This is a genomic window from Thalassobaculum sp., from assembly GCF_965223715.1.
Lineage (GTDB): Bacteria > Pseudomonadota > Alphaproteobacteria > Thalassobaculales > Thalassobaculaceae > Thalassobaculum.
Map to the genome: position 1 here is coordinate 1,551,245 of NZ_OZ245012.1, position 25,187 is coordinate 1,576,431.

Annotated in this window: 22 protein-coding genes; 10 read left to right on the forward strand and 12 right to left on the reverse strand. The window is 66.5% G+C overall.

All coding sequences use genetic code 11. The annotated features are described in order from the left end of the window. The first annotated feature begins 45 nt into the window (after positions 1-45). Positions 46-2,571 (forward strand): mechanosensitive ion channel domain-containing protein, encoded by a 2,526-nt coding sequence (locus tag ACOQOP_RS07250; protein ID WP_420565649.1) that lies wholly within the window; start codon positions 46-48, stop codon positions 2,569-2,571. Between the two features lie 70 nt (positions 2,572-2,641). Here the strand turns inward: ACOQOP_RS07250 and ACOQOP_RS07255 are convergent, their stop codons facing one another. The 3 genes from ACOQOP_RS07255 to ACOQOP_RS07265 all read right to left on the reverse strand — a co-directional run bounded on the left by ACOQOP_RS07255 (position 2,642) and on the right by ACOQOP_RS07265 (position 5,366). Beyond that, the gene (locus ACOQOP_RS07255) at positions 2,642-3,127 is read right to left on the reverse strand and encodes a GNAT family N-acetyltransferase (RefSeq protein ID WP_420565650.1); all 486 of its coding nucleotides are present in this window, start codon (positions 3,125-3,127) and stop codon (positions 2,642-2,644) included. 12 nt (positions 3,128-3,139) lie between these two features. Then, positions 3,140-4,765 carry an acyl-CoA synthetase gene (locus ACOQOP_RS07260; protein ID WP_420565651.1) on the reverse strand — a complete coding sequence of 542 codons (1,626 nt, stop codon included), beginning with the start codon at positions 4,763-4,765 and terminating at the stop codon, positions 3,140-3,142. Positions 4,766-4,835: 70 nt separating this feature from the next. Next, positions 4,836-5,366, reverse strand: a complete 531-nt coding sequence (locus ACOQOP_RS07265) for a helix-turn-helix transcriptional regulator (RefSeq protein WP_420565652.1) — start codon at positions 5,364-5,366, stop codon at positions 4,836-4,838. A gap of 216 nt (positions 5,367-5,582) precedes the next feature. Between ACOQOP_RS07265 and ACOQOP_RS07270 the strand changes: the two genes are divergently transcribed. The 3 genes from ACOQOP_RS07270 to ACOQOP_RS07280 all read left to right on the forward strand — a co-directional run bounded on the left by ACOQOP_RS07270 (position 5,583) and on the right by ACOQOP_RS07280 (position 7,214). Beyond that, positions 5,583-5,942 (forward strand): hypothetical protein, encoded by a 360-nt coding sequence (locus ACOQOP_RS07270; protein ID WP_420565653.1) that lies wholly within the window; start codon positions 5,583-5,585, stop codon positions 5,940-5,942. Between the two features lie 110 nt (positions 5,943-6,052). Continuing rightward, complete coding sequence (locus ACOQOP_RS07275; RefSeq protein WP_420565654.1) at positions 6,053-6,427, forward strand: hypothetical protein; 375 nt, start codon at positions 6,053-6,055, stop codon at positions 6,425-6,427. Positions 6,428-6,554: 127 nt separating this feature from the next. Further along, on the forward strand, positions 6,555-7,214 hold the full coding sequence (locus tag ACOQOP_RS07280; RefSeq protein ID WP_420565655.1) for a DsbA family oxidoreductase: 660 nt from the start codon (positions 6,555-6,557) through the stop codon (positions 7,212-7,214). Positions 7,215-7,238: 24 nt separating this feature from the next. Here ACOQOP_RS07280 and ACOQOP_RS07285 read toward each other — a convergent pair whose 3' ends face one another. The 4 genes from ACOQOP_RS07285 to ACOQOP_RS07300 form a co-directional block, all read right to left on the reverse strand. Further along, entirely contained in the window at positions 7,239-8,198 is a 960-nt protein-coding gene (locus ACOQOP_RS07285) for an ABC transporter transmembrane domain-containing protein (RefSeq protein WP_420565656.1), read from the reverse strand. A gap of 1 nt (position 8,199) precedes the next feature. Next, positions 8,200-9,111, reverse strand: coding sequence for a formate/nitrite transporter family protein (locus ACOQOP_RS07290; protein ID WP_420565657.1), 912 nt, complete (start codon positions 9,109-9,111; stop codon positions 8,200-8,202). Between the two features lie 72 nt (positions 9,112-9,183). Further along, positions 9,184-12,681 (reverse strand): transcription-repair coupling factor, encoded by a 3,498-nt coding sequence (gene mfd, locus ACOQOP_RS07295; RefSeq protein WP_420565658.1) that lies wholly within the window; start codon positions 12,679-12,681, stop codon positions 9,184-9,186. A 16-nt stretch (positions 12,682-12,697) separates the two neighbouring features. Next, entirely contained in the window at positions 12,698-12,964 is a 267-nt protein-coding gene (locus ACOQOP_RS07300) for a succinate dehydrogenase assembly factor 2 (protein ID WP_420565659.1), read from the reverse strand. Positions 12,965-13,074: 110 nt separating this feature from the next. Between ACOQOP_RS07300 and recG the strand changes: the two genes are divergently transcribed. Both recG and ACOQOP_RS07310 read left to right on the forward strand, forming a co-directional pair. After that, on the forward strand, positions 13,075-15,153 hold the full coding sequence (gene recG, locus ACOQOP_RS07305) for an ATP-dependent DNA helicase RecG (RefSeq protein ID WP_420565660.1): 2,079 nt from the start codon (positions 13,075-13,077) through the stop codon (positions 15,151-15,153). Further along, positions 15,150-15,620, forward strand: a complete 471-nt coding sequence (locus ACOQOP_RS07310) for a type II 3-dehydroquinate dehydratase (protein ID WP_420565661.1) — start codon at positions 15,150-15,152, stop codon at positions 15,618-15,620. Before recG ends, ACOQOP_RS07310 begins: the two co-directional genes overlap by 4 nt. Positions 15,621-15,624: 4 nt before the next feature. On the opposite strand, the gene ACOQOP_RS07315 is transcribed toward ACOQOP_RS07310, so the two are convergent. The 5 genes from ACOQOP_RS07315 to ACOQOP_RS07335 form a co-directional block, all read right to left on the reverse strand. Beyond that, entirely contained in the window at positions 15,625-16,569 is a 945-nt protein-coding gene (locus ACOQOP_RS07315) for an alpha/beta hydrolase (protein ID WP_420565662.1), read from the reverse strand. Between the two features lie 127 nt (positions 16,570-16,696). Further along, a complete protein-coding gene (locus ACOQOP_RS07320) occupies positions 16,697-18,310 on the reverse strand; it encodes a TRAP transporter large permease (protein ID WP_420565663.1) in 1,614 nt (537 codons plus the stop codon). A 3-nt stretch (positions 18,311-18,313) separates the two neighbouring features. Beyond that, positions 18,314-18,973, reverse strand: coding sequence for a TRAP transporter small permease subunit (locus ACOQOP_RS07325; RefSeq protein ID WP_420565664.1), 660 nt, complete (start codon positions 18,971-18,973; stop codon positions 18,314-18,316). Between the two features lie 167 nt (positions 18,974-19,140). Then, positions 19,141-20,196, reverse strand: coding sequence for a TRAP transporter substrate-binding protein (locus tag ACOQOP_RS07330; RefSeq protein ID WP_420565665.1), 1,056 nt, complete (start codon positions 20,194-20,196; stop codon positions 19,141-19,143). Positions 20,197-20,408: 212 nt separating this feature from the next. After that, positions 20,409-21,317 (reverse strand): sugar kinase, encoded by a 909-nt coding sequence (locus tag ACOQOP_RS07335; protein WP_420565666.1) that lies wholly within the window; start codon positions 21,315-21,317, stop codon positions 20,409-20,411. A 194-nt stretch (positions 21,318-21,511) separates the two neighbouring features. Between ACOQOP_RS07335 and ACOQOP_RS07340 the strand changes: the two genes are divergently transcribed. Genes ACOQOP_RS07340 through ACOQOP_RS07355 form a run of 4 tightly spaced genes read left to right on the forward strand, consistent with a single transcriptional unit; the run spans position 21,512 to position 25,128 of the window. Further along, complete coding sequence (locus ACOQOP_RS07340; RefSeq protein ID WP_420565667.1) at positions 21,512-22,216, forward strand: RraA family protein; 705 nt, start codon at positions 21,512-21,514, stop codon at positions 22,214-22,216. Between the two features lie 11 nt (positions 22,217-22,227). Beyond that, complete coding sequence (locus ACOQOP_RS07345) at positions 22,228-23,202, forward strand: hydroxyacid dehydrogenase (RefSeq protein WP_420565668.1); 975 nt, start codon at positions 22,228-22,230, stop codon at positions 23,200-23,202. Positions 23,203-23,230: 28 nt separating this feature from the next. Continuing rightward, positions 23,231-24,001, forward strand: a complete 771-nt coding sequence (locus ACOQOP_RS07350; protein WP_420565669.1) for an HpcH/HpaI aldolase family protein — start codon at positions 23,231-23,233, stop codon at positions 23,999-24,001. Beyond that, a complete protein-coding gene (locus ACOQOP_RS07355) occupies positions 23,998-25,128 on the forward strand; it encodes an Ldh family oxidoreductase (protein WP_420565670.1) in 1,131 nt (376 codons plus the stop codon). Before ACOQOP_RS07350 ends, ACOQOP_RS07355 begins: the two co-directional genes overlap by 4 nt. Positions 25,129-25,187 lie beyond the last annotated feature (59 nt).

Sequence of the window (25,187 nt, forward strand, 5' to 3'; positions counted from 1 at the left end):
AGACGCCGCTTGTGCGCAAGCGCCCGCCATGGCACATCGCCCCCCATGTTGCGCCCCGCCCTCCTTGTCGGCGTCGTCTTCGCGGTCGTGGCGTGGTGCCTGGCGGCGGGACCGACCCATGCCCAGCCGACCGGTCCGCAATCCACCAACACCCTTCAGGATGCCTTCACCCGCTCGCTCGGCCCGCCTGCCGCGACGGACAACGACGACCTCCTGGAACAGACCGACGGCGACATCGCCCGCTGGGAACAGGCGCTCGACGTGTTCCGCCTGATCGGCGGCCGTGCCGATCTGAGCCAGGAGCAGCTCGCGGTCATCCGCACCCAGATCGTCGATACCAAGACGCTGATCGAGGAGCGCCGGCGCCAGCTCGACGCCCTGGTGACGCAGCTCCACGCCCAGCTCGACTCCCTGGGACCCGCACCGGATGACGGGCTAGAACCGGAGGCCGTCCAGCGCCGCCGCAACGAGCTGACCGACCGCGTCCGCGAGGTGGAGGGCCGGCACAAGGAGATCGGCCTGCTGATCGAGCTAGCCGACCAGCTAGTCGAGCGGATCGGGGTCGCCCGGGTCGCCGAGCTGCGCGACCGGCTGTTCAGCCAGTATCCGACACCCCTGCGCCCGGAAGTGTTCCTGACGGGTCTGCGCGACGGGCTCGACGTGCTGGGCCGGATCATTTCGGCCCCGGTGATCGACCTCAGCCGGGGGCTCGAGCGCAGCCTGTCGGCCCTGCCGCCGCTCATCACGGTCACGCTGATCGCCGTCGCGATCTGGCTCGCCGCCCGGCTCTGGCTCGAGCCGCGCTTCGGACCCTATGGCGAGCCCGGCTCCTATTCTCGTCGGGTGCTGGCCGCCATCGTCGTCGCCCTCTCCAGAGGGGTCGCCCCGGCCGCGGTGATCGCCGCCCCGGTCTTCGTGATCGACCAGCTCGCCGTCACGTCCGGACTGGCCACGATCGTCCTGGTCTCGGCCCAGGAGGCGCTGGTGCGCTTCCTGCTGCTCACCGGGCTGATCCGTGCCGCGCTCGCGCCGCATAACACGCCCTGGCGACTGCCCGACATCCCGGACGAGTCGGTCTCCGTGATCTGGCGCCGGTCGCTGATCCTGCTGACCACGCTGCATGTCGCGCTGTTCCTGATCGAGGTGGCGCAGAACCTGAACATCTCGCCGGAGCTGCGCTCTGGCTTCGCCCTGGTGTTCAGCGTGCTGATCGCCGGGAACCTGCTGGCGCTGCTGCGCCGGGGCTACTGGGAGCCGCAGGTCCAGGCGGCCGACGGCGAAGAGGAGTCCGACGACGCCCGCACCGGCATCGATCCGGGCACCGTCATCCGGTGGCTGCTGATCCTGGTCTCGATCGCGGGCGTCGCCTTCGCCCTGGTCGGCTATAGCGAGGCGTCGATCTGGCTGGTGTCCAAGCTGATCGATGTCAGCTTCCTGGCCCTCGCCCTGGTCATGGCCCGCGGCCTGGTGCGCGACCTCGGCGGCATCGTCGACGACTCGACCACCCGGGCCCATCGCTGGGTCCAGCGCATGACCGGCGCCGGCGACGGGGCCATCACCCGCACGATCTTCTGGTTCAACATCCTGATCGACCTGGCGACCTTCGCCGGCGCCATGCTCGGCGTCGCCCTGATCGTGGGCATGAGCGCTGGCGACCTCTACCTCATCGTGCTGCGGGCGCTGGAGGGCTTCGACGTCGGCACGGTGCGGATCTCGCCCGGCAGCCTGCTGGCAGGCTTGCTGGCCTTCTTCGTCGCCCTGGTGATCACGCGGATGATCCAGCGTGCCCTGGTGCGCCGGATCTTCCCCCACACCCATATCGACAGCGGCGTTCAGCACTCGGTCACCGCCGGCATCGGGTATGTCGGCGTGACCCTGGCCCTGCTGACGGCGGTGGCGACGGTCGGCTTCGACCTGTCCAACTTGGCGCTGATCGCCGGTGCCCTGTCGGTCGGAATCGGTTTCGGCCTGCAGGCGATCGTGAACAACTTCGTCTCCGGCCTGATCCTGCTGGCGGAGCGGCCGATCAAGGTCGGCGACTGGATCAAGATCGGAAACTACGAAGGCACGGTGAAACGCATCAACGTGCGGGCAACCGAGATCCAGACCTTTCAGCGCTCCGAGGTGATCATCCCGAACTCCGAGCTGATCACCTCGGCGCTGATCAACTACACCCATAAGGACAAGTACGGGCGCATCGATATCGCGGTGCCGGTGAGCTACGGCGAGGATCCCAAGCGGGTGGGCGACATCCTGCTGGAGCTGGCCTCGGAGCATCCGATGGTCGCCACCTGGCCGGAGCCATATCTGTTCTTCCACGGTTTCGACGACGTGGCGATGCGGCTGCAGCTCCGGGTCTACCTGATCGACATCAACAATTTTCTCACTGTCACCAACGACCTGCACTTCGCGGTGGCAGAACGCCTGCGGGCCGCCGGCATCGCCTTCCCGCGCCCGCACACCGACACCCGCCTGCGCCGCGACGACGTCCAGGAGCGCATGCTGGGCCCGGTGGCGACCGACGCCCGGTTCGACCACCAGGCGCCCAAGGGCGGCGAGATGGACAGCTAGCGATCCGGCCGCCCTTCGGCACGCCCCGTCCCGGATTAAATCCGGGACGGGGCGTGTCGAAGGGTCGCCGTTAAGACAACCGGTCGTCCGCCGCGAATCCCGGGCGGCGGATCTGAAACCCGGTCTTGTTCTGCTCGAACCCGGCACCGGCATAGAACCGCAGGGTCTCCGGCCGCTTGGAGCCGGTGAGCAGCATCACCTTGTAGCAATCCTCGGCCCAGGCCGCCGCCACCGCGGCGTCTAGGAGCGACTTGCCGTAGCCCTTTCCGCGGTGGTCCCCATGGGTCACCACGTTCTCGATAAGCCCATACGGATGGGCCATGCGGGTCAGGTTGGGCACGACGACCAGGGTGCAGGACACGACCGCCGCACCCGAGGGCAGTTCACCGAGAAATACGGTCAGCCCCGGATGGGCGAGCACCGCCCGCCAGGCCAGCCTGGCAGCGGCGCCCTCGGGCTGCGGGTCGGCGGGGTTCAGGTGCCGGTACAGCTCCTGAACGACCGCCAGGTCGCTCTCCCCGGCCAGCCGGATGGAAAGCCCGGTCTCGGCAGCCATGGCCGCCCTCCGCTACATCGCGACGGCCTGCTCGCGCAGGACGAACTTCTGAATCTTGCCGGTTGAGGTCTTCGGCAGGTCGGTGAAGACGATGGTCTTCGGCACCTTGAAATGCGCCATGTTCTCCCGGCAGAAGGCGATCACCTCCTCCTTGGTGATCTCCACGCCCGGCTTCGGGGTGACGAAGGCGCAGGGCGTCTCGCCCCATTTCTCATCCGGCCGGGCGACCACCGCCGCCTCCATGATCTTGGGATGGCGGAACAGGACGTCCTCGACCTCCAGGGACGAGATGTTCTCGCCGCCGGAGATGATGATGTCCTTGGAGCGGTCCTTCACCTCGGCATAGCCGTCGGGATGCATCACCGCCAGGTCGCCGGACCGGAACCAGCCGTCGACGAAGGCCTTGGCCGTAGCCGCCGGGTTCTTCAGATAGCCCTTCATCACCGTGTTGCCGCGGATGGCGATCTCGCCGATCGTCTGGCCGTCGCGGGGCACGTCCGCGCCGGTCTCCGGATCGACCACACGGAAGCCCTCCAGGGTGGGATAGCCCACGCCCTGGCGCGCCATCTTTCGGGCCTTGTCGTCGAGCATCAGCTCGTTCCATTCCGGTGGCCAGGCGCAGATGCCCGATGGGCCGTAGGTCTCGGTCAGCCCGTAGAGATGCACCACCTTGAAGCCCATCTGCTCCATGCCGGAGATCACGGCGCTGGGCGGCGCCGCACCGCCGGTGCCGATATGGATCTCGTGCTCGAAGCGGCGCTTCACGTCGTCAGGCGCGTGGATCAGCATGGTCAGCACGATGGGCGCACCGCACATATGGGTGACGGTGTGCTCGCCGATCAGTTCGAAGATCAGCTTCGGGTCGACCTTGCGCAGGCAGACATGGGTGCCACAGGCTGCCGTCACACCCCAGGTGAAGGTCCAACCATTGCAGTGGAACATCGGCAGGGTCCACAGATAGCGCGACTGGCGGTCAACCTGGAAGGCGATGGCATTGCCCATGCCGTTCAGGTACGCGCCGCGGTGGTGGTAGACCACACCCTTGGGGTCGCCGGTGGTACCGGACGTGTAGTTCAGGCAGATCGCCTGCCACTCGTCGGCCGGCGGGGACCAGACGAAGTCCGGGTCGCCCTCGGCCAGGAAGGCTTCGTACTCGCACTCACCCAGCGGGTCACCGCTCTCGGCCAGGATGTCGTCGATCCAGACCACCGTGGGCGAGCCCTTAGCCTGGGACAGGGCTTGGGCCATCACTCCGGTGAACTCCCGGTCGACGAGCACGACCTTCGCGCCGCCGTGGTCCAGGATGAAGGCGACCGTGGAGGCGTCGAGACGGGTGTTGATGGCGTTCAGCACCGCGCCGGCCATGGGCACTCCGTAATGGGCCTCCAGCATGGCCGGCGTGTTGGGAGCGAGGATCGCCACCGTGTCGCCGACACCAAGCCCCCGCTTCGTCAGTGCCGAGGCCAGACGCCGCGCCCGGGCGTAGGTCTGCGCGTAGGTCTGGCGCAGGTCGCCGTGGATCACCGCCACCTTGTCCGGGTAGGTGTGGGCGGCGCGGGCCAGGAAATCGCTTGGGGTCAGCGGCGCATAGTTGGCCGCATTGCGGTCCAGGTCGCGGTCATAGATGGAAGCGGTCATCGGCGGTCGATCCTTGGCGGGCAGTCCTCGGCGAACGGGTGCTCAACCATTTCCGTGGCCCGGGAAAAGGTCAAGCGTCCGATCTGGAGTCCGGCTCCCGTGCCAGCCAGCAGACCGGGCTGCGGGCGATCCAGGCAACCACTTCCGCCTTGTCGGTCATGCCGAGCTTCCACTGTAGATTCTTGAGGTGCCAGCGCACGGTGGTCACCTTGGTGCCACGCGCTTGTGCGATCTCAGCCAAGGTCTGGCCGGCGAGCATCCCGAACAGCACGGCCTTCTCCGCCGCAGTGATGTCACCAGCAAGAGCGGGAAACTGGCCCTCCTCCAAGGCCGACGGCCCAGCGACCGAGACGGTGACCAGATACGCCTTCTGATTGCAGCCGGTCAGCCGCCGAAGACCGACGAGCCGCGGCCCGGCCGAACCGTCACCGATCTCCAGGACAATGCGGGCGGCCTCATCCGGACCGGTCCGCACCTCCAGTCTCCGCCACATCCGTTCTCCGGCCCGTGTCGTCAGAAGATCGGCGAATAAGCCATTGCAGTGAAGGATTTTCTTCGTGGTGTCGATGATGGCTGCGGGGAATCCGAACGCCTCGATCACGGAGTCCGCTGATACCGTTTTCGAGCAGCCCGCCACGTCACCGTCAACTCCGTGCATCCGCCCGACCTTTTCCCCTCCCGCGCGGGAGGGGCGACAATCTTACCGTGCACTTAGAGTCTACGAATATCCCGTTATGCGCAACTGTCGTGTTCGACCGGGATAGGACCGCTCGTGACCATCACCAGCGGGAAACTTGACGCGCAACAGGAGACAGTCATGAAGACACCCTTGCTCGCAGCCGGTCTGGGCATCCTGACCCTCGCTGCCGGGCTCTCCCTCTCCTCGCCGGTACTGGCCGCCTGCTCCGTGGCGAACCCGCAATGGGGCCTGCCGGTGAACGTGCAGCAATGGATCGCCAACGCGAGCCTGCAGGAACTTCGCAACGCCTACACGGCGGGTCGTTGCGAGATCAAGTCGACCCTGCATCAGAGCGGGGACGACTGCATCAACGGTTCCGGCAACAATCACGTCGTGGTCGAGGTGTGGAACCGCAACAACCAGGTCCTGCCGCGGTTCCACGTGTTCGACTACACCATCAACATCAACGGCACGGTCCGGCAGTGCGCCACTCAGTGACGCGCTGCCGATCCCTACGTCCCGTCCAGTTCCCCCATTCCACGAGGCCTCTGCGAGCTCGCGCCACGGAGCGTGCTCCGCAAACCGGTCTGAATCTCAGGAGGTTCCAGATGCAGAAAATGTTGATCGCTCTCGGTCTGGCGATGTGTATCGGCGCGCTGGTCACTGCCCCAGGCGCCTGGGCATGCAACGTCGCGAACAACCCGACGCATCCGATCGGTTCGAAGGACTTCGACCGCATCGCGGCATCGACCAGCCAGACACTCCGCCAGGCCTTCGACAATGATGCGTGCACCATCCTCGACGGCGGTCATTCCAGCGGATCCGAATGCGTCTCGGGAGCTGGAAACTTTCACACCACAGTCAAAGCCGGCAACACGACGTATCACGTGTTTCACTACATGGTCGACGACAACGACAATGTGGTGAACAGCAACGGGCTGTACTGCACCACCGATCGGGAAAACGGACCTATCGTTCGCTGACCTGATCCGGACTTTCCAGATAGGGCCCAACTGTGTCTCTGCCAGAGATAGCCCCGCATAAACGCTCCCCCGGCGCGGTCGCCATAGACCTGTTGTCTGCGCCGGGGGTGCACGTTAGGGTCTGAGCATGCGTATCGACATTTTCTCCGACGTCGTCTGCCCCTGGTGCTTCATCGGCAAGCGCCGGCTGGAGCGTGCCCTGGCCGAGCGGCCGCAGGAGCAGGTCGAGATCCACTGGCGGGCCTTCCAGCTCAACCCGGACATGCCGGTCCAGGGAATGCCGCGGCAGACCTACCTGCAGACCAAGTTCGGCGGGCCGGAGCGGGCGGCGCAGATCTACGAGACCATCCGCGAGAACGGGCGCAAGGAAGGCCTGGACTTCCAGTTCGAGAAGATCGGCACCACGCCAAACACCGTGCGGGCTCACCGGCTGATCCGCTTCGCCTCCGAGCGCGGTGCCTCCGATGCGCTCGTGGAGAAACTGTTCACCGGCTATTTCTACGACGGCCAGAATATCGGCGACGTCGAGACCTTGGCCGACATCGCCGCCAAGGCCGGGCTCGACCGGGACGAGGCCGTCGATTTCCTCAATGGCAACGAGGCGGTGACCGACGTGCTGGCGGAGACCCGCTTCGCCTATGAGAACGGCATCAACGGCGTGCCCTGCTTCATTTTCGACCGGCGCTATGCCCTGGCCGGGGCGCAGGAACCGGAAGCGTTCTTCCCACTGTTCGAGCTGGTCCAGAACGAGGCCGCCGGAAAACCGGTCGCGGCCAACACGGCCTGATCAGCCGGCCGACCCGCGCCACGCCTACACCCGGGCGTCCATCCAGCTTGCCACCTTCTGGTGCTTCACCTCGGTCTGGGCGTAGGTGCGGTAGTAGTTGATGAGGTCGCGCAGCGGCTCCGCCATCCGGTTGAAGCCGGAGATGAAGGCCACGATCACCCCGACCTCGGTCTGGCCCTGAACCACCATCCAGCCGCCGAAACCGAGCACCATCAGCGGTGCGGCGGCGTTGAGGAAGTTCAGCGCCACCTTGCCCAGGAACTTCCACATGAAGAACCGCATCCGGTTGCCGAACACCCGGCGGATGTCGTTCTCGGTACGGCGCTGATCGTCTTCGTCGTCGGACTGCTCCGCCACGTCCTCGCTGAGCGAGCGGATCAGGTCGACCCGCCGATCCACCAGGGCGTTCAGCTTGCGCTGGATCACCGGGATGAGAACGATCTGCGGTCCGAGGAAGACCACGCTGACCAGGGCGATCATCGGCTCCACCGCGACCATGTAAATCACGATCGCCACAAGCACCCCGACCTGGGCCAGCGGATCGGAGATCCCGTCGCCGACGAAGCCGCCGATCGCCTCCAGCTCGTGGTTGACGATCGAGACCGCCGTGCCGCCCTGCCCGTCCTCGCGCGGCTGGCGGCCGTGCAGGTCGATGATGTGCCGGCGGCAATAGGCGATGGCGCTCTCGGCCATCCAGCCCTGATAGATCCGCAGGGTGAACTTCACCAGGGCGTTCAGCGTGATCACCCCGAGATAGGCCAGCGCCAGAGTCAGCAGCAGGTCGGCATTCCCCTCGCTGAGCGCGTCGTCGATGATCCGGCGCTGCAGCTCCAGCGGCACCACGGTCAACCCGGCCACCACCAGCGCCAGGACGCAGGCTGGCACCTGGTACCAACCGCTCATGCGCCACATGAACGCGAGAAGGTTCGGGGCCGGCCGGTCGTCGCCCGTCCGGTCGATCGCCTTGGGCCTGCTCAGGAACACCTCAGATCTCCTGGTAAACCTGTCCGTAGGAAATGAACGCGAACAGCACCGTCCCGCCGATGACGTTGCCGATCAGCGCCGGCAGGAAGAACCCGAAGATCGCACCCGGCACGGTGATGTTGTCGACCATCACCAGCGCGGCGATCTCCATGGTCCCGGCGATGACGTGGGAGAACTCGCACAGGGCAATGACATAGGTGATGACGAAGACCGCGGCCAGGCTGGCGCCGCGGCTATTGGCGTTCACCCAGACCAGGGCCGCCACCAGGAAGCCGGCCCCCACCCCCTTTGTCATGGTGACGAAGAACCCGCCATCCACGGAGTGGCGGCCGAGATCGACCACGGCCTCGCGCATCTCATGGGGGATCGAGGGCAGCCACATCAGGAAGGCGGCGAAGACCGTGACGCCGACGATGTTCGCCGTCAGCACCACGCTCCAGTTGCGGGCCAGGGCCAGGAAGTTCGCCCGGGTCGGCGCGTGGCAGATCGGCAGGACCGGGGTGATCGTGTTCTCGGTGAAGAGCTGCAGGCGGCCCAGCACCACGATGATGAAGCCGACCGTATAGCCCATGTCGCCGACCAGGGAGGCCCAGCCGGCATCGCTGTCCAGCCGGCCGACGACGGCGGCCTCGGCGATCACGGAGAAACCGATGGCCAGACCGGCGGCCAGGCCTGAGAACGCCAGGGAGACGGTTGGGCGCCGCAGTTCCTCAACACCGTTCAGGCGCACGACCTCGAACATCTCGTCGGAGGACAGAGGACGGAGCTCTTCGACCCGGTCGGCGCTCTTCTCCGCCTCCTCGGCACTGGAGCGGGCCCTGGATGCCCGGGCCGGCGATGTGGCCCTGGCCTCGTCGGACTGGTGCGGGACGATGTCTTCCGGGTTTTCCGGTTCGGTCTTTGACGTGTTCATTCAAGCTACAATGTCGCCGGCGGCCTCCGGTTCCCCGAAAGCGGCGACATAGCCAACACCATCACGCAACCGTTATGCCGCAAGAGCCGCTAGTTCCTCCATCAGCCGCGTCAGGCCGAGAACCCGCTGCTCCGGCTTGTTCCAGGCGCGGCGATAGACCAGCTTGTGATCGGGCCGAAGCTGCACCGAACCCGCCTGCTGCTGCATGAAGTTCACCAGTTTCTGCGGGTTGGAGAAGCTGTTGTTGCGGAAGGCGATGATGGCGCCTTTCGGCCCCGCATCCACCTTCTCGATCCCGGCCGAGCGGCACAGGCCCTTGATCGCGACGACCTTCAGCAGGTTCTCCACCTCCGGCGGGGTCGGCCCGAAACGGTCTGCCAGTTCGGCCGCGAAACCGTCGATCTCGTCCTGATCGACCAGCATGGCGATGCGCCGGTACAGGCTCATGCGCACCGACAGGTCCGGCACATAGGCGTCGGGGATCAGCACCGGCATGCCGATGGCGATCTGCGGGGTCCAGGACGTGTCCTCGGTCACCGCGCCCTCACCCGCCCGCGCCGCTTCCACCGCCTCGCGCAGCAGTTCCTGATACAGCTCGATGCCGACCTCTTTGACCTGCCCCGACTGCTCGTCACCCAGCAGGTTGCCGGCACCCCGGATGTCCATGTCGTGGCTGGCCAGCGAGAAGCCGGCCCCCAGGCTGTCCAGGGTCTGCATCACCTCCAGCCGGCGTTTGGCGATTGGCGGCAGGACCTTGGTCGGGTGTGTCGTGAGATAGGCATAGGCCCGGGTCTTCGAGCGCCCGACCCGTCCGCGGAGCTGGTAGAGCTGGGCCAAACCGAACATGTCGGAGCGGTGGATGACGATGGTGTTAGCCGAGGGGATGTCGAGGCCGCTTTCCACGATGTTGGTGGAGAGCAGCACGTCGTAGTTGCCGTCGGTGAAGGCCGTCATCACGTCCTCCAGCTCGGTCGGCGCCATGCGGCCATGGGCAACGCCGATGCGCAGGTCCGGGACCAGCTTCAGCAGCCGCTCGTGCACCCGGGCCAGATCCTCGATCCGCGGGCAGACATAGAAGGTCTGGCCGCCCCGATAGCGCTCGCGCAGCAAAGCCTCGCGGATGATCACGCCGTCGTAGGGCATGACGAAGGTGCGCACCGCCAGACGGTCGACCGGCGGGGTGGCGATCAGGCTCATCTCTCGCACGCCGGACAGGGCCATCTGCAGGGTGCGCGGGATCGGCGTCGCCGTCATGGTCAGGACGTGGACCTCCTTGCGCAGGTCCTTCAGCCGCTCCTTCTGGGTGACACCGAAATGCTGCTCCTCATCGACGATGACGAGGCCGAGATTGTCGAACTGGATCTGCTTCGACAGCACCGCGTGGGTACCGACCACGATGTTCACGTCGCCGGAGCGCAGACCGTCGCGGATCTCGTTGGCTTCCCTGGTCGTCACCAGGCGCGAGAGCTGGGCGACCCGCATGGGGAAGCCCTGGAACCGGTCGCGGAAATTCCGGAAATGCTGACGGCAGAGCAGCGTCGTCGGCACCACGACCGCCACTTGGTAGCCCTGCCCGGCCGCGACCAGGGCGGCACGCAGGGCGACCTCGGTCTTGCCGAAGCCGACATCGCCGCAGACCAGCCGGTCCATGGGACGCGACGACGCCATGTCGTCCAGCACGTCCTCGATCGCCTTGAGCTGGTCTTCGGTCTCGGTGAATGGGAAGCGGGCGCAGAACTCGTCATAGGTGCCCGGCGGCGGGTACAGCGCCTCTGTCTTGCGCAGCTCGCGCTCGGCGGCGATGGCGATCAGCGCCTCGGCCATGTCGAGGAGCCGCTTCTTGACCCGGGCCTTGCGCGACTGCCAGCCGGCCCCGCCCAGCTTGTCGAGTTGCGCCTTGGTCTCCTGGCTGCCGTAGCGCGAGAGGACGTCGATGTTCTCGACCGGCACGAACAGCTTGTCGCCGCCGAGATATTCCAGGCGCAGCACGTCGTGGGGCGCGCCGCCGATCTCCAGGGTCTCCAGCCCGAGATAGCGGCCGATTCCGTGCTCGGAATGGACGACGTAATCGCCCTCCTCCAGCGACGAGACCTCGCGCAGGAAGTCCTCGCCCCTGCGCTTGCGACGGCGCGACGGGCGGACCAGCCGCTCGCCGACGATGTCCGGCTCGGAGATGACGGTGAGATCGCCACGGCGGTAGCCGTGCTCCAGCGGCAGCACCGCCGTCGCCACTGTCGCCGGCGGCAGAGCCATCGCCGCGTCCAGGGACGCCGCCGGCTCGATCGCGTCGATGCCGTGGTCGCGCAGCAGATGAGCCAGCCGGTCGCAGGAGCCCTCGCTGTAGCCGGCGACCACGACCCGGCGGCCCTTGCCGATCTCGTCCACCACCGCGTCGCGCACGGCGTCGTAGACGGCGGACCCGCCGCGCGCCCGCGCCTCGGCCAGATCGACACCGGACTGCGCGCCGAAATCGATGACGGCACCATCCTCCGGCAGGGAGAATGGCGTGAACGCCCCAACCGCCCGGTCGGCCATCAGAACCGCCCAATCCGCCGGCGCCAGATACAGCGCGTATGGCTCCAGCGGTCGGTAGATGCCTCCGGCCTCCGCCCCGCCGGCGCGCAACATCTGGACCCGGGCGTCATGGTATTCCTGGATCTGCTCGAACCGGGCGGAGGCGGATTCCTCCGCCTGATGGTCCAAGGTCACCGGCGCGTCGTCCACATAGTCCAGCACCGTTCCGAGCGTCTCGTGGAACAGCGGTAGCCAGTGCTCCATCCCGCCATGGCGCCGGCCCGCCGAGACGGCCTCGTAGACCGGGTCGGCCGTGACCTCGGCGCCGAACAGGGAGCGGTAGCCGGAGCGGAAGCGCTGGATCGTCGCGTCGTCCAACAGCACCTCGCCGACCGGCAGGAAAGCGACGCTCTTGCGCTTGCCGGTGGTCCGCTGGGACATCGGGTCGAAGCGCCGGATCTCCTCCAGGTCGTCGCCGAAGAAATCGAGCCGCACCGGCTCCTCTGTCCCGGTCGGAAACACGTCGACGATGCCGCCGCGCACGGCATATTCGCCCGGTTCGCGCACGGTGTCGGAGCGGTTGTAGCCGTTGCGGATGAAGAAGGCGGTCAGGTCGTCCAGCGGCATCGTCTGGCCGAGCTTGAGGACCAGGGTTGCGCCGTCGAAGAAGCTCTTGGGCGGGACGCGCTGCAGGACCGCGTTCACCGTGGTCAGCACCACCGTCGGCTTGGCGTTGCGCTTGCGCACGGCGAGCCGGGCCAGGGTGTCGATCCGGCGGCTGACGATCTCGGTATTGGGCGACACCCGGTCGTAGGGCAGGCAGTCCCAGGCCGGGAGTTGCATCACCCGCAGGTCGGGGTCGAAGAAGGCGATGGCCCGGGCCAGGGCCGCGACCCGCGCGTCGTCGCGGGCGACATGGAGCAGCAGGCCGCGGGCATTGGCCAGGGCGGCAATCGCCTCGGCATCCACCCCTTCCGGGGCCGACGCGATGGCGACGCGGCCGACGGCCTTGGGAAAGTCAGCAAACAACCGGTCGTGGTCGCCCACCATGTCCATAGGCCGGTCCTTCTTCTCAGGCCTGGGCCAGTTTGAAGTCGCGCAGCATCTTCAGCACCGGGGTCTCGAACTCCTCGGGCGGCGTCTCCTGCCCGGTGATCCAGGTATAGAGCCGCGGATCCTCGATGCTGAGCAGATGCTCATAGTCGTCCAGATCGGAGTCCGACAGGGTGCCGAGATGCGTGTCGGCGAAGGCGCCGAGCAGCAGGTCGGTCTCCTTGGTGCCGGTATAGGTGCTGCGGTAGCGCAGGCGCTTGCGGCGGGCGTCCTGGGCCTCGGTCATGCCGCTCTCCTCTTCAGGGCCGTCATAGTCTCGCAATGCCGGGCTGTGGGATATAAAGCAGGGACACAGCCTAGACCACCCCCGGCACGCCGACAGGACGAGTTGCGACATTGCGCCCCGAAATTCTCTTCCCGCTCTTCGCCGATGTGTCCCAGCTCACGGGCATCGGGCCGCGCTATGCCAAGCTGATCGAGAAGGCGGCCGGCCCGCAGATCGTCGACCTGCTCTGGCATCTGCCGAGCGGCATGGTCGACCGCCGGTTCTCCCCCACCGTCGCCGACGCGCCGGACGGGATGATCGCCACCCTCACCGTCATGGTGATGCGCCACGAGCCGGGGCGCGGCCGCGCGCCCTACCGGGTGATCTGCGCCGACGAGACCGGCGAGATCGAACTGGTCTATTTCCACGCCAAGGGCGACTGGCTGGAGAAGCTGCTGCCGCACGGCCAGAAGCGGGTGATCAGCGGCAAGGTGGAACGCTTCCGCGGCAAGGCGCAGATGCCCCACCCTGACCACGTGGTCCCGGTCGAGGAGGCGGAGAGCGTGCGGATCGTCGAACCGACCCACCCCTCCACCGACGGGCTGCACCAGCGCACGATCCGCAAGGCGATCGAGGGGGCGCTGGCCCGGGTGCCGTCCCTTGAGGAATGGATCAACGCCACTCTGATCCAAGCCCGCGGCTGGCCGGCCTGGGATGCGGCGGTCAAGGCGGTGCACCATCCGGAAAGCCGGCTGGACATGGACCCGACCTCCCTGCCCCGCCAGCGGCTGGCCTATGACGAGATCCTGGCCAACCAGTTGGCACTCGCCCTGGTGCGCGCCCGGATGAAGAAGCAGAAGGGCCGGGTGATCAAGGGCGACGGCCATCTGCGCGACGCGATCCTGAAAAATCTGCCCTTCAACCTGACCGGCGCCCAGCGCACGGCCCTGGCCGAAATCGAGGGCGACATGGCCGCCCCGAACCGGATGCTGCGCCTGCTTCAGGGCGATGTGGGCAGCGGCAAGACGCTGGTGGCGCTGGTCACTATGGCCAATGCCATCGAATGCGGCGCCCAGGCGGCGCTGATGGCGCCGACCGAGATCCTGGCCCGCCAGCATTTCGCCACCATCGAGCCGCTGGCCCGGGCCGCCGGTATCCGCTGCGAGATCCTGACCGGTCGCGACAAGGGCAAGACGCGGGGCGCCATCCTCGGCCGCATCGCCGAGGGAACGGCGCAGATCGTCGTCGGCACCCATGCCCTGTTTCAGGAGGAGGTCGAGTTCCGCGACCTCGCCGTGGCGGTGATCGACGAGCAGCACCGCTTCGGCGTGCACCAGCGCATGGTGCTGGGACAGAAAGGCCAGGGCGTGGACATCCTGGTGATGACTGCCACGCCGATCCCCCGCACCCTGGTGATGACCGCCTATGGCGACCTGGACGTCTCGCGCCTGACCGAGAAGCCGCCGGGTCGCCAGCCGATCGACACGCGGGTGGTGTCTAACGACCGGCTGATGGACGTGATCGACGGCATCGCCCGGCGCATGGAGGCCGGAGCAAAAGTCTACTGGGTCTGCCCGCTGGTCGAGGAATCCGAGGTGCTGGACGTGGCCGCCGCCGAGGAGCGGGCGTCCACCCTGCGCGAGCGGTTCGGCGACCGGGTCGGGCTGATCCACGGCCGCATGAAGGGGCCGGAGAAGGACAAGGTCATGGCCTCCTTCAAGGAAGGCCCAGTCGACCTGCTGGTCGCCACCACGGTCATCGAGGTGGGGGTCGACGTGCCCGACGCCACGGTCATGGTGATCGAGCACGCCGAGCGCTTCGGCCTCGCCCAGCTCCACCAGCTGCGCGGCCGCATCGGGCGCGGCGACAAGGCCTCCACCTGCCTGCTGGTCTACGCCCCGCCGCTCAGCGAGACCGGGCGCGCGCGGCTCAGCGTCATGCGCGACAGCGAGGACGGCTTCCGCATCGCTGAGGAGGACCTGAAGCTGCGCGGTGCCGGCGAAGTGCTCGGCACGCGGCAGAGTGGACTGCCGACCTTCCGCCTGGCCGATGCCGCCGCCCATAACGACCTGTTCGAGGTCGCCCGCGACGACGCCCGCCTGCTGCTGGGCAAGGACCCGGAGCTGGAGGGACCGCGCGGCAAGGCGGTGCGCACCCTTCTCTACCTGTTCGAGCGCGACGCCGCCGTGCGATACCTGCGGGGCGCATGACCGACAAGAAACCCAGGGAGGAACGGGTGAAGCTGCTGCTGATCCAGGGGGCGAACATGGAATGGCTGGGCCGTCGCCAGCCGGAGGTCTACGGCACCACCACGGCCGCCGAGCTCGACGCGATCCTGCTGGAGGAGGCCAAACGGCACGGCGTCGAGCTGGACATCTTCTATACAAACGTCGAGGGCGAGGCGATCACTCGGATCTACCAGGCCGCCCGCGACGGCATCGACGGGCTGATGATGAACCCGGCGGGCTTCAACTACGCCGGATACGCCCTGCGCGACTGCCTGCGCGGGGTCGAGCTGCCCTATGTGGAAGTCCACATGTCGAATATCGAGCGGCGCGGCATCCCCTCCATTCCGTCCAGCGAGGCGGATGGGATGATCACCGGGATGGGCATCGATTCCTATCTGCTCGGCCTCGATGCCCTGATCCGGGTGGTGAAGAAGAAACGGGCCGCCTGAGTTCCTACGCCGCCGGCATGCCGAACGCCGCGCGGATCGACCTGGCGGAATCCGTGATGGTCTGGCGGGCCACGTCGACGATGGCGAAGGCCCGCAGATAGCCGTGGATCATGCCTGGATAATCGATGTACTCGACCGGCACGCCGTCGGATTTCAGCTTCTCGACATAGGCCCTGCCCTCGTCCTTCAGCGGGTCGAACCCGGCCGTCGTGACCAGAGCGGGCGCCACGCCGACAAGGCTCTCGGCCCGCAGCGGCGAGCAGAGCGGGTTCAGTCGGCTCGCCCGGTCCGGGGCGTAAAAGTTCTTGTACCAGTCCATCGCCGACTTGGTGAGGAAGTAGCCTTCCGCGAACGCGTCGATGGAGCCGCCCTCTGCCGCCATGTCCACGTTCGGGTAGATGAGCCACTGGAAGCACGGCGGGATCGGGTCGCCACGGGTCTCGTTGCTGACCACAGCCGCCAGATTGCCGCCGGCACTGTCACCGCCGACCGCCACCCTGGCCGGATCTACGCCCAGGCTCTCGGCATTGGCCACAACCCAGCGGAACGCGGCGATCGCGTCCTCCGCCGCACCCGGGAACGGCGTCTCCGGCGCCAGACGGTAGTCGACGGAGATCACCGTGCAGGGCACGGCCTCGGCGATCGCCCGGCAGATCGGGTCGTGGCTGTCGAGGGAGCCGAAGACCATGCCGCCGCCGTGATAGTAGACCAGGACCGGCCCCGGGCTCTCGACCGCGTCCTCCGGCCGGTACAGCCGGTAGGCGATGCCGCCCGCCGGACCGGGCAGGCTGCCGTTCTCCACCGCTTTGAAACGACCGCCATAGGGCTTGGCCCGATTGACGGATTCCTGCACCCGCCGACGCGCCTCGACCGGATCATCCGTGTCGAAAGGCGAGCCGATGTCGTTGATCGCGGCCATCAGCTCCACGCATTGCGGGTCCAGCGCCATGGTCTTCCTCTCCTGATGTGGGCTTATCGATGCTTGGGCAGGGATCGTAGCGCGGCGGTCCACCAATGAGAACGGCCGCTCCGAAGGTCCGGAGCGGCCGCGTTGGTCGGTGTACTGGCAGGCTCGGCTATCTGCCGAGGACCTGCTCGGGTAGCCAGAGTGCGAGCCCCGGGAATTCGAGTACCAGCAGGATGCCAATCACCTGCAGGGCCACGAACGGGATGATGCCGTAGTAGATGTCCTGCATCTTCACCGAGGAGGGTGCTACGCCCTTCATGTAGAACAGCGCGAAACCGAAGGGTGGAGTCAGGAACGAGGTCTGTAGGTTCGTCGCCACAAGGATGGCGAACCAATATATGACCTGTCCCTCCAAGAACTGCGTTTCCGCCATGTTCGATGGCTCCGCGTACCCCAGATGGTTCGCGAAGGCCGGTGCCAAGGTCCGGATGACCGGAGCGAAGACCGGCAGGATGATGAGCGTGATCTCCAGGAAGTCGAAGAAGAAGCCGAGCAGGAAGATCGTGAACATCAGCATGAACAGCAGCGACCAGGGATGCAGGTCGAGCCATTCGATGAACTCGATGATCAAGTCCTCGCCGTAGACGTTCCGGAAGATCGTCGAGAACGCCGTGGCACCGACGAAGATGAAGAAGATCATCGCGGTGGTCAGGGCGGTCCGGTGGATCACCTGGGTCAGCACCTGACGGGTCAGCGTCCGGTTGAACCAGGCCAGGATGAGGGAGCCGAAGGCACCCACGCCCGCCGCCTCGGTCGGCGTCGCCCAGCCGGCGAAGATCGAGCCCAGCACCATGACGATCAGGAAGATCGGCGGCACGAAGCCCCGGAGCACGCCACCGAGCATGGTGTCGCCCTCCATGCGGCCCAGGATCATGCAGGCCGCGAAGATCGCCAGGAAGGCGGACAGGCCCCAGTTGATCACCTCATCGCCGATGAGCATCTCGCCGAGATAGGCCACGAGTACGATGGCGGCGATGACGAAGCAGACCCGGGCGACGTTCTTCTTCTCGGTCGGGTCGAGAACGATCGCGTCGTCGGGCAGCGGCGGAGCCAGGCTCGGCCGGATGCCGCTGATCAGCAGGATATAGGCGAAGTAGAGACCGGACAGCACCAGTCCCGGGAAGATCGCCCCGATGAACAGGTTGCCCACCGACACCGCCAGCAGGTTGGCCATGAGGACCAGCATGATGGACGGCGGGATCAGAATGCCGAGCGTCGCGGAGGCGGCGATCGTGCCGGTCGCCAGGGCCGGATGGTACCCGCGCTGCAGCATGGCCGGCAGGGCCAGCAACGTCATCATGACGACCGAGGCGCCGATGATGCCGGTGGTCGCCGCCATGATCGTGCCCATGACGGTGACCGAGAGCGCGAGCGCACCCGGTACCCGCCGCAGCATGACCTGCAGGATGTGCAGCAGGTCCTCGGCCACCCGGGATTTCTCCAGCATGGTGCCCATGAAGACGAAACATGGGACCGCCACCAGGATCGGGTTCTGCACGGCACCGGAGGCGCCGTCACCGCCCCAGACGCGCTGGATGACCTGGAAGAACACGGCGACGTCGAGGAATTCCAGATAGATGGCGAGACCGCCGAAGATCACCGAGATGCCGCCAAGCGCGATGGCCACCGGCAGACCGGTGAACAGCGTCAGCGCCAGCGCCAGGAACATGTAGGCGCCGATGTAGTCATAGAGGTGATCGTAGATCGCGTCGAAGAACTCCATCGGTCAGTCTCCCCCACGCTTGAGGGCTTCTTCCGCCTTTCGACGGGCCTCCTCGAGCTCGTCATTGGCATCCGTAAAGATCTCGAGTCCCTCGGCCGCCTCCTCCTGGGAGTCCTGGCTGCCGAACAGAAAGGCGACGAGGCGGAACAGGGTCGCCAGGATCGCCATCATGGTGACGATGAAGCCCCAGAGCATGAAGCTCTTGATGAACCAGCGCTGGCCGATGCCGGTCATCGATTCCGAGCCCTCGCCCTGGTGATAGGACAGCTCAGTCATCTGGTAGGAGTAGAAGATCATCAGGACGACGAAGGGGAAGCCGAAGAAGAGCAGGCCTAAGATCTCGATCCAGGCCTGCGGTCGGCGCGACAGCAGTTCCCGAAAGACGTCCACCCGCACATGCGCATTCGCCAGGTAGCCAAAACCGAAAGTCAGCATCAGCAGAGCCGCGTGGAAGTGCCATTGCAGGTCCTGCAGGATCGTGGAGACCGAATATCCGGACGTCGCCGTGTATTCGGCAAAAAGCAAACGCGTAAAGTCGATCTTCCGCGTGATGACGTCGAAAATAATCACCAGGATCAGGGGGATCATGATCCAGCCGATCGTCTTGCCGATCCATCTGGCGATCCCGTCCAGGAGTCCGGCGACGCTTAGAAGTGCACCCATCTCTCTGCTTTCGGTTGGTTGCTACGCCTCGCCTGGGCACACGGCGTGTGCCAGCGACTTTCAGTCTGACAGTCGGTAAAGAAACGGCGGCGCTTCTCGCCGCCGTAAGCTAAGCAGTCAGAGCAGCCGGGGGCGGTCGATCCACCCCCGGCCAGGCGTCGTGAGGCTTACTTGAGGTAGCCCATCTCGCCCCAGACCTTGTACTCCTCGTGGAACGCCGTGTAGCTGTCCCAGAGTTTCTGAACGTCGGGGTTTGCGGCGAGCTCCTCCTGAAGGACCTCTTCCCACTTCTCACGCAGAGTGTTCAGGACTTCATCGGACCACGTGACGTTGGTCACGCCGTCCTTCTGGTTGGCGATCATCGCCGCCGGCTGAAGCGCCTCACCCTCGGCCAGCTCAACGCCGATATTGGCTTTGCAGGCGACCTCGAACTGAGCCTTCTTCACGTCTTCCAGGCTCTCCCAGTTGGCCTTGTTGACCAGGACCTCGTTGGTCGTCGACTGCTGGTGCCAGCCCGGGAAGTAGTTGTACTTCGCGATCTGGTAGAAGCCGTAGGACCGGTCGATGGCCGGCATGGAGAATTCGGTCGCGTCGATCGTGCCGAGTTCAAGCGCCGGATAGATGTCGCCGCCAGCAAGCTGCTGGGTGGACACGCCGAGCTTCTGCATGACCTTCGCGCCGACGCCGAAGAAGCGCATCTTCAGGCCCTTGAGCTGGTCGAGGCTTTCGATCGGCTCACGGAACCAGCCCGACGTCTCCGGCGGGATCATGCCGCAGTAGAAGTACTCGATGCCGTCGCGGGCATAGAGCTCTTTGCCGATCTCAACGCCGCCGCCGTACTGCAGCCACGCATTGAACTCGAGCGCACCCGGGCCGAACGGCCAGGTGGACAGGAACGCGAAGGCCGAGTTCTTGCCCTGGTTGGCGCCCGGCGTGCCGTAGGCCGCGTCGAACGCGCCCTGGCTGATCGGGTCGTAATAGGCATAGCCGCCGGCCAGTGCGCCCGGCTCGAACAGCTTGATGTCGAAATCACCGTCCGAGATCTTGTTGACCCAGTCGGTGATACGAACGCCGACTGGACCGAGCACGGCGACGTTCGTGCCGAACGCCGAGTGCATCTTCCAGCGGACCTTCTTGGCCTCGGCGTCACCCGCACCAGCTGCCAGGACAAAAGCCGCTGCAGCCGCCACGAGGCCAGCCTTCTTCAGGATATTCAACGACATAGAGGTAACCTCCCTTTTTTATTGCGGGTTATTTTTTGTTATGCCCGCATTTCACGACCAACACGATCGATTGATCGCCGACACCTTACCGGAAAACGTCCGGTTTATGTCAATAGACCATTTGCCATTTGGCAAGGATACGGGGGTTGTCGTCTCACCGTTGCTGTTTTGAAGCATAAATGAAGGCGGAATTCCCATCTGAATTCTGCGGTTTAACTCAATCGCGGTTGGACCTCCTCGAACCGCGGGATCGGCGACACCGCTCCGTATCCGGTGGTGGTCAGGGCTGCCGCGACCGCGGCATATCGCCCCGCCTCCAGGGGATCGCAACCGGCCGCCAACCTCGCCAGAAAGGCGCCGTCAAAGGTGTCTCCCGCCCCCGTCGCATCGACCGGCGTGACGCTATGTGGCGGGATCAGCACACGTGTCCTTGTGGTTGCGATCATCGCCCCGGCCTCCCCCATCTTCAGCGCGACGACCCGCAGCCCCATGGCCAGATAGGCATCGGCGATGGCATCCGCGTCCTCCAACCCGGTCAGGATCCTCGAATCGTCGATCGACGGCAGGGCGATCGTGCAGCGGGCCATGGCCGCGTGCATGGTCGCGCGCGCGGTCTCCAGATCCCAGAGCTTCAGCCGAAGGTTGGTATCATAGGCGACGTCGCACCCGGCCTGTCGGGCGGCCTCAATCAGGGCGGTTCCTGCCGTCCGCGGCCCCTCGCCGATCGCCTGGCTGATGCCGGAGAGCTGGACGATGCGGGTTCGCTTCAGGGCGTCGACCGGAAGGTCTGCGGCGGTGTAGCGGCTGGCCGCCGACCCGGCCCGGTAATAGGCGAAGTCCCGGCCCGCCGGGCTCGGGGTGATGATGTAGAGGCCGGTCGGGGCCGCGGGATCCGTCCGCACGAACTCGGTGGCGACACCCTCGCCCCGCCACAGCTCGATCAGCTCGCGTCCGAAGGCGTCGTCACCGACCGCCGTGATATAGCCGCTGCGTGCCCCCTGCCGGGCGGCGGCGATCGCGCAGTTGGAGGTGTCGCCCCCGTATCCGGCCTTGTAGTCGCCGGAGCCCATCCGGGTGAGCTCCATCATCGCCTCGCCGAAACACAGCAGGTCGAAATCCATCTGCTTCCTCCTCCCTCGGGTCTCCCGGTCGACGGTCTTGTGCCGCCGCGGGGCAGCCTATGGCGTGTTCCACAATGCGAAAAGCCAACCTTGGCCGCTTGCGCCCCCTTGCGGCTTCGGGCCACCATCATAGGCGGCAAGACGGACGGGCCGACCGGCACCGCCCACGACAAAGCATTCATAGGGAAGAAACGATGACCGACATCACGGCGGCTGATCTCGAACGCCTGACCGAGTGGGACACCCCCACGATCTGCAACGGCCTGGAAGTGACCAACCCGGAGCGGCGCGCCCTGGGCTTCACCACCGGCGTGATGGTCTGCGCTTTCCCGGAGCTGAAGCCGATCTGCGGCTATGCCCGCACCGCCACGATCCGCGCCATGGTGGCGCCGAAGCGCACCGCCGCGGAGAACGTCGCCTCGCGCCAGGCCTATTACGAGTATGTCGCCAAGGGCGGCCCGGCCCCGTCGATCTCGGTCATCCAGGACCTGGACAGCGAGCCCGGCTTCGGCGCGTTCTGGGGCGAGGTCAATACCTCCATCCATAAGGGTCTCGGCGCCCTCGGCGTGATCACCGACGGCTCGATCCGCGACCTGGACGCCAGCGCGCCGGGCTTCCAGCTCCTCGCCCGCAAGGTCGGGCCGAGCCACGCCCATGTCCATGTGGTGGACCATGGCGGCCAGGTGAACATCTTCGGCATGGTGGTGAACGACGGCGACATCGTCCACGCCGACCGCCACGGCGCCGTCGTCATCCCGCCCGAGGCGGTGAAGAAGCTGCCGGACGCCATCGACCTGCTGACCCGCCGCGAGGCGGTGATCCTGGACGCTGCCCGGGCGCCGGACTTCACCTTCGAGAAGCTTAAGGCTGCCATGGGTCAGTCGGCCGACATCCACTGAGGCCGAGCCCCATGAGCACGAACAAGAAGAAGGTGCTGATCGTCGGCCCGATCCACGAGCACGGAATGGCCCTGCTCGAGGCCCGGGACGACGTCACCGTTGAAGTGATCGACACCCTCGACCCCGAGGTGATCAAGCGCCACGCCGCCGACGCCCACGGCATCGGCGTTCGGGTCGCCCAGATCAACCGCATGGTGATCGAGAACGCCCCGAACCTGCAGGTCGTCTCGCGCCACGGCGTGGGATACGACAGCGTCGACATGGACGCCCTTACGGAACGGAAGATCCCGCTCTGCATCGCGCCGCGGTCCAACGCCCCGTCGGTGGCGGAGCAGGCGATGATGTTCATGCTGGTCCATGCCAAGCAGATGCACGTGCTGGACCCGATGGTCCGCGCCAATACCTGGAACCGCCGCTCGGAGGTGGAAGCCTTCGACCTCGCCGGCCGCACCCTGCTGATCTGCGGACTCGGCCGCATCGGCTCGCGGCTGGCCAAGCGGGCGCTGGCCTTCGACATGAAGGTATTCGGCTACGACCCGTATATCGACCAGGAGAAGATCCGGTCGATGGGCGTGGAGCCGGTGGCCGACTTCCACACGGTGCTCGGCCAGTGCCACATGGTCAGCGTCCATTGCCCCCGCAACAAGGAGACCATCGGCCTGATCGGCAAGAAGGAGCTCGACGCCCTTCCCGCCGGCGCGCTGGTGATCAACTGCGCCCGCGGCGGCATCGTCGACGAGCCGGCCCTGCTGGCCGCGGTGAAGTCCGGCCATCTGGTCGGCGCCGGGCTCGACGTGTTCGACGTGGAGCCGGCGATCGACCACCCGTTCTTCGGCGAGCCCAACATCCTCATGACGCCGCACTCGGCCGGCATGAGCCTGGAGGCACGGCAGCGGTCCTCCTACCAGACCGTGGAGAACATCCTGGCGGTCTTCGACGGCACTCTCGACCCCGACGTGGTCGTCAACAAGGAGGTCCTCGCTTAAGGGGACCCCATCACCCGGAGGAAACACCATGAACAGCCGCCTGCACGACGTCTGGGCCGCCGACCGTGGCGCGCTCAACGGCTGGCTCTCCATCCCGTCCACGGTGACCGCGGAGATCGCGGCCCTGCAGGACTACGACAGCCTCACCCTCGACCTTCAGCACGGGCTGGTGGACTACCAGAGCGCGCTGGAGCTGATGCAGGCGGTGCACGGCCACGGCAAGACCGTGCTGGCCCGGGTGCCCTGGAACGAGCCCGGCATCATCATGAAGCTGCTGGACGGCGGCGCGCTCGGCATCATCTGCCCGATGATCAACACCGCCGAGGAGGCGGCCCGCTTCGTCGGCGCCTGCCAGTACGCGCCGCGCGGCTACCGCTCCTCCGGACCTACCCGGGCCGGACTGATCTATCCCGACTACTTCAACCAGGCCAACGACACCGTCGTCACCCTGGCGATGATCGAGACGGTGCAGGCGGTGGAGAACCTGGACGGCATCCTGGCGACGCCGAACCTGACCGGCATCTATGTCGGCCCGGGCGATCTCGCCGTCTCCATGGGCAAGCCGCCCGCCCTCGACCACACCGACCCGGAGATGGTCAGCGTGATCGACGGCATCCTGAAGAAGACCAAGGCCGCCGGCCTGAAATGCGGCATGCACTGCCTCAACCCGCCCTTCATGGCGGACGCGGTGAAGCAGGGCTTCGATTTCCTCACCCTGGCCAGCGACGTGCGGATCTTCGCCGCCGCCCAGGCGGCCGGCGTGTCGGAGTTCCGCAAACTCGGCGGAGGCGACCGATGAGTTCCATTCGGCGCGAAGGCAAGGAGGTCTTCGTTCCCGTCGAGGTGATGGAGCGGGTCGGCAAGGCCACCTTCGAGGCGAGCGGCTGCTCGCCCAAGGAGGCGCAGACCATCATCACCCGGCTGGCCGGCGCCAACCTGCGCGGCCATGACAGCCACGGCGTGATCCGCGTGCCGCGCTACGTGCAGTGGATCGACGACGGACGGCAGGTGCCGAACCAGACCATCGAGGTGATGCTCGACCAGCCGAGCTTCGCCGTGATCGACGGCCGATTCGGCTTCGGCCAGAGCATCGGCGAGCAGACCGTCGATATCGGCGTGGCCAAGGCCAAGCAGCACGGCGTGTCCATGACCGCCCTGCGCAACTCCGGCCATCTCGGCCGCATCGGCGACTGGGCCGAGCGCGCGGCGGCCGAAGGCATCGTGTCGATCCACATGGTCAACGTGCGCGGCTCGCTGATCGTCGCGCCGTTCGGCGGAGTCGACCGGCGCGGCAGCACCAATCCGTTCTGCGCCGGCATCCCGATGCCGGACGACGATCCGATCATCCTCGACTTCGCCACCTCTCTGGTGGCCGAGGGCAAGGCGCTGGTGGCGCTCAAGGGCGGCAAGCCGCTGCCCCCGGGTGCCCTAGTCGATGCCGACGGCACGATCACCAGCGACCCGAAGCCGCTCTACGGCGAGACCCCGCCGGGCCAGTATCCGGACCCGTCCCGCGGTCCCGGAGCCCTGCGCGCCTTCGGCGACCACAAGGGGTTCGGCATGAACTTCCTGATGGAGATGATGGCGGGCGCCCTCACCGGCTCCGGCACCGCCGGTGCGCTGGGCGAGGAACAGAACCGGCCGTTCTGCAACGGCATGTTCTCCATCTACGTGAACCTGGAGGCGGTCACCGGTGTGCCAACCCATATGGGGCACCCCTTCGCCGAGGAGGTCCGCAACTACGTGGCGTTCGTGAAGTCGGCCCGGCCGACCGAGCCTGGCGGCCATGTGCTGATCCCGGGCGAGAAGGAGAAGATGGTCATGGCGGAGCGGCTGAAGACCGGCCTGCCGCTGGCCGCCGAAGCCTGGGACGACATCGTCGCCACCGCCCGCTCCAAGGGCGTGAATGACGTCGATTTCGACTGAGAACCGCGCTCGTTCTTCCCGGATTGACGGGCCGCCGGGAGACCGGCGGTCCGCTCCGT

What these genes read in the sequence shown, in the direction of transcription:
- ACOQOP_RS07325 (WP_420565664.1), bottom strand. Translation starts at nt 18,973, where the DNA reads ATGGGTGCACTTCTAAGCGTCGCCGGACTCCTGGACGGGATCGCCAGA.
- ACOQOP_RS07330 (WP_420565665.1), bottom strand. Translation starts at nt 20,196, where the DNA reads ATGTCGTTGAATATCCTGAAGAAGGCTGGCCTCGTGGCGGCTGCAGCG.
- ACOQOP_RS07300 (WP_420565659.1), bottom strand. Translation starts at nt 12,964, where the DNA reads ATGACCGAGGCCCAGGACGCCCGCCGCAAGCGCCTGCGCTACCGCAGC.
- ACOQOP_RS07275 (WP_420565654.1), top strand. Translation starts at nt 6,053, where the DNA reads ATGCAGAAAATGTTGATCGCTCTCGGTCTGGCGATGTGTATCGGCGCG.
- ACOQOP_RS07350 (WP_420565669.1), top strand. Translation starts at nt 23,231, where the DNA reads ATGAACAGCCGCCTGCACGACGTCTGGGCCGCCGACCGTGGCGCGCTC.
- ACOQOP_RS07335 (WP_420565666.1), bottom strand. Translation starts at nt 21,317, where the DNA reads ATGGATTTCGACCTGCTGTGTTTCGGCGAGGCGATGATGGAGCTCACC.
- ACOQOP_RS07290 (WP_420565657.1), bottom strand. Translation starts at nt 9,111, where the DNA reads ATGAACACGTCAAAGACCGAACCGGAAAACCCGGAAGACATCGTCCCG.
- ACOQOP_RS07320 (WP_420565663.1), bottom strand. Translation starts at nt 18,310, where the DNA reads ATGGAGTTCTTCGACGCGATCTACGATCACCTCTATGACTACATCGGC.
- ACOQOP_RS07250 (WP_420565649.1), top strand. Translation starts at nt 46, where the DNA reads ATGTTGCGCCCCGCCCTCCTTGTCGGCGTCGTCTTCGCGGTCGTGGCG.
- mfd (WP_420565658.1), bottom strand. Translation starts at nt 12,681, where the DNA reads ATGGACATGGTGGGCGACCACGACCGGTTGTTTGCTGACTTTCCCAAG.
- ACOQOP_RS07255 (WP_420565650.1), bottom strand. Translation starts at nt 3,127, where the DNA reads ATGGCTGCCGAGACCGGGCTTTCCATCCGGCTGGCCGGGGAGAGCGAC.
- ACOQOP_RS07310 (WP_420565661.1), top strand. Translation starts at nt 15,150, where the DNA reads ATGACCGACAAGAAACCCAGGGAGGAACGGGTGAAGCTGCTGCTGATC.
- ACOQOP_RS07260 (WP_420565651.1), bottom strand. Translation starts at nt 4,765, where the DNA reads ATGACCGCTTCCATCTATGACCGCGACCTGGACCGCAATGCGGCCAAC.
- ACOQOP_RS07270 (WP_420565653.1), top strand. Translation starts at nt 5,583, where the DNA reads ATGAAGACACCCTTGCTCGCAGCCGGTCTGGGCATCCTGACCCTCGCT.
- ACOQOP_RS07315 (WP_420565662.1), bottom strand. Translation starts at nt 16,569, where the DNA reads ATGGCGCTGGACCCGCAATGCGTGGAGCTGATGGCCGCGATCAACGAC.
- ACOQOP_RS07280 (WP_420565655.1), top strand. Translation starts at nt 6,555, where the DNA reads ATGCGTATCGACATTTTCTCCGACGTCGTCTGCCCCTGGTGCTTCATC.
- ACOQOP_RS07345 (WP_420565668.1), top strand. Translation starts at nt 22,228, where the DNA reads ATGAGCACGAACAAGAAGAAGGTGCTGATCGTCGGCCCGATCCACGAG.
- ACOQOP_RS07355 (WP_420565670.1), top strand. Translation starts at nt 23,998, where the DNA reads ATGAGTTCCATTCGGCGCGAAGGCAAGGAGGTCTTCGTTCCCGTCGAG.
- ACOQOP_RS07340 (WP_420565667.1), top strand. Translation starts at nt 21,512, where the DNA reads ATGACCGACATCACGGCGGCTGATCTCGAACGCCTGACCGAGTGGGAC.